The organism is uncultured Cyclobacterium sp. (genome assembly GCF_963976465.1).
Lineage (GTDB): Bacteria > Bacteroidota > Bacteroidia > Cytophagales > Cyclobacteriaceae > Cyclobacterium.
The window spans coordinates 1-8,187 of the sequence record NZ_CAXBOC010000235.1; the positions used below are offsets into that span (position 1 = coordinate 1).

Consider the following 8,187-nt stretch of genomic DNA (forward strand, 5'->3'; position numbering starts at 1 on the left):
AATAGATTTTTATGGAGACATTACCAAAAGAGCAATTGATAAGTAACACCATGAATAAAGGGCGAAGGTTTCCTGCAGAGTGGGAAAAACAAAGGGGAGTCTTATTGTGCTTTCCGCATAATGGAAATGACTGGCCAGGTAAATACCAGGCCATCCAATGGGCATTCATTGAATTCATCAAGAAAATAACCCAATATGAAAGTGTTTTTCTTATCGTTAAGGATGATTCACAGCAGAATAAGGTTGGCGGTATGCTTGCAAAAGCAAACGTAAATCTAGCAAAAGTCATTTTCATTCAGAAAAAAACCAACAGGAGTTGGATGCGAGATGCAGGACCTATTATTGTCGAAACCGCAGAGGGGGGAAAAGAAGCCATTAACTTCAATTTTAATGGGTGGGCAAAATACGCCAATCACTTATTAGACAAACATGTCCCGGAAGCTGTGGCCAATACCTTGGAAATCCCCATGACCGTGGCCAAGTACAAAGGAAATCCTGTTGTATTAGAAGGTGGAGCCATAGATGTCAATGGAAAAGGTAGCCTTCTGACTACCGAGGAATGTTTGCTAGATCCTATTACCCAAGTTAGAAATCCTGGTTTTACAAAATCAGATTATGAAACGGTTTTTGCAGAATACCTTGGAATAACAAATGTGATTTGGTTAGGAAATGGTATACAAGGAGATGACACTCATGGTCATATTGACGACCTGTGTAGATTTGTGAATGCAGATTCCATCGTCACAGTAGTTGAAACTAACAAAAAAGATGCAAACTTTAAACCGCTTCAAGACAATCTTAAAATCCTCCAAAACGCTACATTGGAAAATGGGAAATCGCCTAATATCATAGAGCTTCCAATGCCACAAAAATTGATTTTTGAAAACATACGTATACCTGCCAGCTATGCTAATTTTCTGATCATCAATGGTGCCGTATTGGTACCTACTTTTAATGATGCCAATGATAGGCTTGCCTTAAACACATTGGCAAATTGCTTTCCAGACAAAGAAATAATTGGCATAGGTGCCATTGATCTTATTTGGGGGTTCGGAACCTTACATTGTCTCAGCCAACAGATTTATTAAGCAAGATTAAGCCTTTTATTGAATGAAGGGGATGTGGAATCCAATTAGAAGAAATTAAAAAGTGGCCATTCTACACGAAATATTTAATTGACCTACTACTGTAATACCTTCAAAATAAGCCACTTACTTCTTGTTTTCAATTCACCAAAGCGATACTATCCTAAAATCTTCAAACAGTCTGATTTTCTTAGGAATGCAGCCCTTCCCTTAAATACAGGACAGGCCCTAGAAATCAATTTTAAAACTGAAAAACTATTCGGAAAAAATTTTCTTCCGGTGGTTTATCCCCCATTGCTGCAATTCCAAAATTACTTTTTCCAAAGTTTTGGAGTAATCAGTGGGTTTGTATTCTGTACGAACAGGAAAGCCATTTATAACACTTCTTGTAATCAAATGATTGGCCTCCAAATCCTTCAATTCCTTAGACAGCACCTTAGTGCTTAATTTTGGTATACTGCGCTCTATTTCCCTAAAATGTTTGTTACCTTCCCAAATAGAAATAAGTATCAAAATTTTCCATTTCCCTCCTATAATATCCAGCGTATCCCTTACAGGCAATAAGGCGGACATACACTCCTTATGTTCCATTTTTTTCATCTCCTCTAGTTAATAGGTTACTTAAAGGTAACTGATTACCTATGGGTAACTGATTACAAATTGTAATCAAAAATAGTTAATTTTGTACATTAAATAGCTAAAAAAAGTAATTATGAAAAACAAAATCCTTACAATACTATGTGTCCTATTTGGGCTTATGATGATTAACTCAGGGTTAAACAAATTATTCAACTATATGCCCATGCCTGAAATGTCTGAAGAAATGATGCAAATTATGAGAGCTTTTGCAACCATCAAGTGGATTTTTCCTTTAGTGGCAGTTGTTGAAATAATAGGTGGTTTATTAATAGCTATACCAAGAACAAGAGCATTAGGAGCCATTGTCATATTACCTGTAATGACAGGCATTTTTATCCATCATTTGGTTCTTGATCCGGCCACTTTAGGAATAGCTGTGATCCTTTTAGGTATCAATATTTGGGCGATTTTGGACAATTATAAAAAGTACTTGGTCCTTATCAAACACTAGTAATGCCTTAATATTAAAAAAATGCTAAGGTGATAAAACAGCAGGCATTTCATTGGTAACAAAGCCATAATAGCATAAATTCAGGCATGTTATTATGGCTTTTTATTTAATACCGGTTTATTTTTTATTAATCAAATTTTTATTTCTTCGTGCTAACTACCTAATATTAAACCCGCAAAAGGCCAGGGAAAAACCGAACATAAATAACCGAAACAAGTTATAGAATTATGGCCTTATTGCAATTTACAGAAAAAGGAATTTTTTGCGAAAGAGCAAATGTATACATCGACCCATGGAAGCCGGTCGACTATGCTATCATTACGCATGCGCATGCCGACCACTCACGTTGGGGAAACAAATTTTACCTCAGTCACCATTTATCTAAACCAATTATCCAACACCGTTTAGGATCAGATATTCATATTGAATCAATGGAATACCTGGAAAAAAGAACCATCCATGGGGTTTCCTTTAGTTTCTATCCTGCCGGTCATATTATTGGTTCTGCTCAAGTACGGGTTGAATACAAGGGCGAAGTTTGGGTAGCTTCCGGGGATTATAAATTGGAAGACGACGGGTTTGCAAGCCCTTTTGAACCCATAAAGTGTAATACCTTCATCACTGAATGTACCTTTGGTTTACCGGTATTTCAGTGGCAGAATCAAAAGGAGGTATTCGACGACATTAACAAATGGTGGAAAAAAAACCAAGAAGAAGATAAGGTTACCATTCTTACCGGATATTCTTTAGGGAAAGCTCAGCGCTTAATTCAAGGAATAGATCCTTCTATTGGAAAAATCTTCACCCATGGTGCCATAGAGAAAACCAATGAAATCATTCGGAATATGGGCGTTAAGCTGAACCAAACAACTTATGTAAATTCTGAGATAAATAAATCTGCGTACAGAGGTGCTTTAATAATTGCTCCACCTTCCGCATTAGGAACTTCTTGGCAAAAAAAATTCCAACCTTTCGAAGTTGGCAATGCTTCCGGTTGGATGAAATTGAGAGGGCCAAGAAGAAGACGATCATTGGATAGAGGATTTGTTTTGTCAGATCATGCCGACTGGGATGGGCTAAATGCAGCCATTAAAGCAACAGCCTGTGAAAAAGTGATAGTCACTCATGGATACACCAATATATTTAGCAAGTGGTTAAATGATCAAGGGATAGAAACACAGATTGAGGCAACAGCCTTTGAGGCCGAAGGAATAGAAAACACGGATAAAAATAATGCAGAATGAAAGATTTTGTCCAACTTTTTACCCAGCTTGATCAAACTACCAAAACCTTAAAAAAGGTAGCTGCTTTGGTGGACTATTTTAATAAAGCGAATGATAAAGATAAGCTTTGGACCATCGCCATTCTTAGTCATAGAAGGCCTAAAAGAAGTGTAAGAACTTCCTTACTAAGAGCTTGGGCTGCCTCAGCTGCAAATGTACCACTGTGGTTGTTTGAGGAGTCTTACCATATCGTGGGTGATTTGGCAGAGACCATGGCTTTGATGCATCCTAATCTTGAAAGCAAACATGACAAAAGCCTTAGTGAATGGATTGCATTTATTATCGATTTAAAAAATCTCGAAGACGAGCATCCCACCGAATCGGAAGATATGTTGGCTACAAAAAAAGAAAAAGTGCTCTGGGCATGGAATCAACTTGATGAAACCGAGCGTTTTATCTTCAACAAGCTAATGACCGGAAGTTGGCGGGTGGGGGTTTCTCAAAAACTGATGACAAGGGCATTGTCCCGGCACAGTGGCATTGATGAAAATACTCTATCCCATAGATTGATGGGCAACTGGAGAGCAGAAACAAGTAGCTATCATCAATTAATCATTGCAACTGATCCTGCAGATAAAATATCTCAACCTTACCCTTTTTATCTGGCTTATGGCTTAGAGACCAATATAGAAGAATTGGGAAAGCCCAATGAATGGCTGGCCGAAAGAAAATGGGATGGAATTAGAGGACAATTGATAATCCGAGAAAACCAGCTTTTTTTATGGTCAAGAGGAGAAGAATTAATAACGGACAAATTTCCTGAATTTGAAATACTTACCGAAGCCCTTCCTCAAGGAACTGTCATTGATGGAGAAATTATTGCTTATCAAAGCGATCAACCACTAGGGTTCAATGTATTGCAAAGTCGAATAGGTCGTAAAAATGTAAGCAAAAGCATCTTGGATAAGGCTCCGGTAATAATGATTGCTTACGATTTATTAGAACTGAATGGGGAGGATATTAGGGAATCTTCTTTGCAATATAGGCGACAAGAATTGGAAAAACTAGTGAAAAACGTAGCCTCCAAAAAATTGCTTATTTCCGAATTGGTGGAGTTTAATGAGTGGGAAGATTTAACCAATGAAAGGGCCGATTCACGGAAATATCATGCAGAAGGCTTGATGCTTAAAAATAAATCCGGCACTTATAAAGTAGGTAGGAAAAAAGGGGATTGGTGGAAATGGAAAATTGATCCATTAACCATAGATGCTGTCCTTTTATATGCCATGAGAGGACATGGAAGAAGGGCCAACTTATATACCGATTACACTTTTGCAGTGTGGAAAGGCATGGAACTAGTACCATTTGCCAAAGCCTATTCCGGCCTAACTGACAAAGAAATTAATGAGGTAGATGCATTTGTAAAACGAAATACCATTGATCGTTTTGGGCCGGTAAGAAGTGTTAAACCGGATTTGGTTTTTGAAATTGCATTTGAGGGAATAGCCAGGTCATCCCGTCATAAATCAGGTGTAGCCTTGCGATTTCCAAGAATGTTTAGATGGAGAAAAGACAAACCTGCAAATGAGGCCAATACCTTAGAAGATTTAGAAAATTTATTGAATTTGTATGGCTGAAACCATATCAAACAAATAAATTAAAAAATATCTTTCCTAGCTCTATTTTTTAGAAAATAAATTCAAAAAAGCGTAATAATAGCAAACTACAAATACAAGAAGTAATATCCGGTGTTTGCACACTTAAGCAACTATTTTTATCTTGATCAAGGCTTTTCGTTAAATAACCAATTATTTTGATACCGAATACTTATAAAAAATGATTGAATCAATACATTAGATTAAAATTCTCTACAATATTTAATGAAATTATCCCTTTCCTAATTTTAGCGCAATTTATGGACCTTAATTCAATAAAAACCGCTCCTATTAATAGCAAGCTTTGCGCAAAACAAAGCCATAGACCCTATGCAGTCTGTTGGATAAAAGAGGGTATTACAGGCATTGAGATTGGCAACCATCTATACGAAAATGTCTCTAATTCTATTTTCTTTTTAAACCCTATTCACCAGTGGGAAATAATTAGAAATAATAATGAATCTACGGGTTTTATCATGTATTTAAGCAAAGAAGTTTTGGATACACCTGTATTAAAAAGCTTACACATCAATAAGGTCAGACTTTTTCATCAGGATGAAATCCCGCTGTTTAAATTAAGTCCGGGAATAGAAAAGAGAATACAGGCAATTCTTGAAATGATTGATGAACTTTCTGGTTCTCAACTTAACCACAAAGAAGAGGCTATTTTGTCTTTACTGAATACATTCTTCGTTTACTGTGATGGGCAGTGTAATATCAAATCTGTGGTTTCAAATAATAATGCCAAAACCAAGATAGTTTATAACTTCAAAAGACTTGTAGACAAGGAAGTTTGCGAATACCATAAAGTAAGTCATTATGCCAGCATTCTAAATATCTCATCAAAATATTTGAATGAATGTGTTCAAGAAATTCTTTCCACAAGTGCAAAAAGTATTATTGTAGAACAATTACTGATGAGGTCACGACATGAATTAAAATTTTCCAACAAAACCTTAAAGGAAATCAGTTTTGGTTTGGGTTTCTCCTCACCTGATTATTTCAGTTTTTTTTTAAATCTCATACAGGAATTAACCCTTCCATCCTAAGAAAGGGGTAATTGTTCTTATTATCTAAGGTTTTACCGTACTTTTCACATTGTAAAACATCCATTGCTGCCATAATTTGCATAAAAACTTAAATCATGGACAGGAAAAAATTTATCAAGACTTCAGGCCTAGGATTAGCATTTGTCCTAAAACCGGAAATTTCGCCTTTTCAATCGAATGGCTCAGAAAAAAGCTCCAATGAAAAATCTAAAGTAATTAAAGCTTCAGAAGGGAGCGTTTTAAATGTAATTGGTGATATTCAAACCCACAAATTAGTAGGTATTGAAACCGGCAATCAAATTGTTGAATGGGTAGACAATGTTGAACCCGGCGTAGGAATACCGCCTCATGTTCACAGTAAAGAAGATGAAATATTCCGGATAATTGAGGGTGAAATCGAAATAATGGTGGGGGGTAAAACCTCAGTTTTGAAAGCAGGAGATATAGCGTATGCTCCCAAAAACATCCCGCACTCATGGAAAGTAGTTGGAACAAATAAAGCCAAAATGATCACTTCTGCCTTCCCAGCGGGAATTGAACATATGTTTCAGCAATTAACAGATTTACCGGAAGGACCACCGGATTTTAATAAAGTGGCTGAAATTTGTCAAAAACACGGGGTTAGTTTCGTTTAGGAAAAATTCTTTAAAAGTAAAATTTTGAGCGATATTGAAACCCGGAATATTCAATTCCGGGTACAATTCCTTTTAATAAAACGCTTCAAGAAAAACACCCATACAGGTTACTTTATGCCCTATTACCATGTCCAGGTCAAAGCGGACATTTGATCCAGCCTGTAATTCCCCACGGAAAGGTGACAATAAAGGCAGAATAAAGGCAATGCCGTAATAATACCTACCAACCTATTTCTTGCAAAGATAAATCCAGAATCGTATTTTAGATAACATGAAAAAATAAACAATTAGAATCCCTTCTGATTGACATTTAAAATTTACACCAAAAATATCTTCACAATAAAAAACTCATAAATAGATACAAAAGGTAAATCCATATAAAACTTAAAATCACCCTGTATAAACAGAAGCAAAAGTATAGCATAACATTAAGAAATTGGTTTTTCAAATAACGACAATAATTCAAGAAGGACTATTACGATTTTCAGGACCATAATTTATAGCTACTGTTAACCAAATCTTTAACATTTTAAAAAAGCTGGATTTGAAAATCTTTCCTAATTTGCAAGACCAGCATTTTGACCTATATTCACTATTGCAAATAAATACCCACCATCGAATCAGCCAAATTTATAACGCCCAATGAAAACCCTAAGCTTAGCCTTTCCTTTTGTAATTATCCTTCTTTGCTCATGTCAACCAAATAAAAATGAAGAAGAAAATACCGTTTATTCCGGAAACCCAGTTTTCTCGGGTTGGTATGCAGATCCCGAAGGAATAATTTTTGATGAAGAATATTGGATTTACCCAACTTTTTCAGATGATTATGAAGATGTGGAGAAAACATCGGAATTGACTGAGCAGCAACTGGAACTTCAAAAAAACACGATCAATCCACAATACCTTAAACAAACCTTTCTTGATGCTTTTTCTTCAAAAGACCTGATCAATTGGGAAAAACATTCACGGGTTCTGGACATCAAAGATGTATCATGGGCAGCCTATTCCATTTGGGCTCCTTCGATCATTAAGGCCAATGAGCAGTATTACTTGTTTTTTGGTGCCAACGATATTCAGAGCAACGATGAAATGGGCGGAATTGGTGTTGCTGTAGCCGACAATCCGGCAGGCCCATTTATTGATGCCATTGGTAAACCCCTGATAAACTCTTTCCATAATGGTGCCCAGCCCATAGACCAATTTGTGTTTAAGGATGACGATGGCCAATATTACATGTACTATGGTGGTTGGAAACATTGTAATATTGTCAAACTAAGTGATGATTTATTAAGTCTAGTGCCTTTTGATGATGGAGAAACATTTAAAGAATTGACCCCTGATCAATATGTTGAAGGACCTTTTGTATTTAAAAGAAAAGGTAAGTATTACTTTATGTGGTCAGAAGGAAATTGGACAGGGCCTGATTACAGCGTTGCCTATGCTATAGGAG

Annotated in this window: 8 protein-coding genes; 7 read left to right on the plus strand and 1 reads right to left on the minus strand. The window is 36.4% G+C overall.

What is annotated here, in order from left to right; translation table 11 throughout:
- The first annotated feature begins 11 nt into the window (after window positions 1-11).
- On the plus strand, window positions 12-1,088 hold the full coding sequence (locus tag AAC037_RS13715) for an agmatine deiminase family protein (protein WP_339903518.1): 1,077 nt from the start codon (window positions 12-14) through the stop codon (window positions 1,086-1,088).
- Between the two features lie 252 nt (window positions 1,089-1,340).
- On the opposite strand, the gene AAC037_RS13720 is transcribed toward AAC037_RS13715, so the two are convergent.
- Window positions 1,341-1,685 (minus strand): helix-turn-helix domain-containing protein, encoded by a 345-nt coding sequence (locus tag AAC037_RS13720; protein WP_303611133.1) that lies wholly within the window; start codon window positions 1,683-1,685, stop codon window positions 1,341-1,343.
- A gap of 112 nt (window positions 1,686-1,797) precedes the next feature.
- Here AAC037_RS13720 and AAC037_RS13725 point away from each other — a divergent pair, with 112 nt between their 5' ends.
- From AAC037_RS13725 to AAC037_RS13750, 6 genes are all read left to right on the plus strand, one after another.
- The gene (locus AAC037_RS13725) at window positions 1,798-2,175 is read left to right on the plus strand and encodes a DoxX family protein (RefSeq protein WP_339903519.1); all 378 of its coding nucleotides are present in this window, start codon (window positions 1,798-1,800) and stop codon (window positions 2,173-2,175) included.
- Window positions 2,176-2,402: 227 nt separating this feature from the next.
- Complete coding sequence (locus AAC037_RS13730; RefSeq protein ID WP_339903520.1) at window positions 2,403-3,419, plus strand: ligase-associated DNA damage response exonuclease; 1,017 nt, start codon at window positions 2,403-2,405, stop codon at window positions 3,417-3,419.
- Window positions 3,416-5,035: an ATP-dependent DNA ligase gene (locus tag AAC037_RS13735; RefSeq protein ID WP_339903521.1), complete on the plus strand. Its 1,620-nt coding sequence runs from the start codon at window positions 3,416-3,418 to the stop codon at window positions 5,033-5,035. The genes AAC037_RS13730 and AAC037_RS13735 overlap by 4 nt, the downstream gene beginning before the upstream one ends.
- 278 nt (window positions 5,036-5,313) lie before the next feature.
- The gene (locus AAC037_RS13740; RefSeq protein WP_339903522.1) at window positions 5,314-6,102 is read left to right on the plus strand and encodes a helix-turn-helix domain-containing protein; all 789 of its coding nucleotides are present in this window, start codon (window positions 5,314-5,316) and stop codon (window positions 6,100-6,102) included.
- A 95-nt stretch (window positions 6,103-6,197) separates the two neighbouring features.
- Complete coding sequence (locus tag AAC037_RS13745; protein WP_339903523.1) at window positions 6,198-6,737, plus strand: cupin domain-containing protein; 540 nt, start codon at window positions 6,198-6,200, stop codon at window positions 6,735-6,737.
- A gap of 642 nt (window positions 6,738-7,379) precedes the next feature.
- The coding region (locus tag AAC037_RS13750) for a glycoside hydrolase family 43 protein (RefSeq protein ID WP_339903524.1) at window positions 7,380-8,187 on the plus strand (808 nt) is incomplete at its 3' end.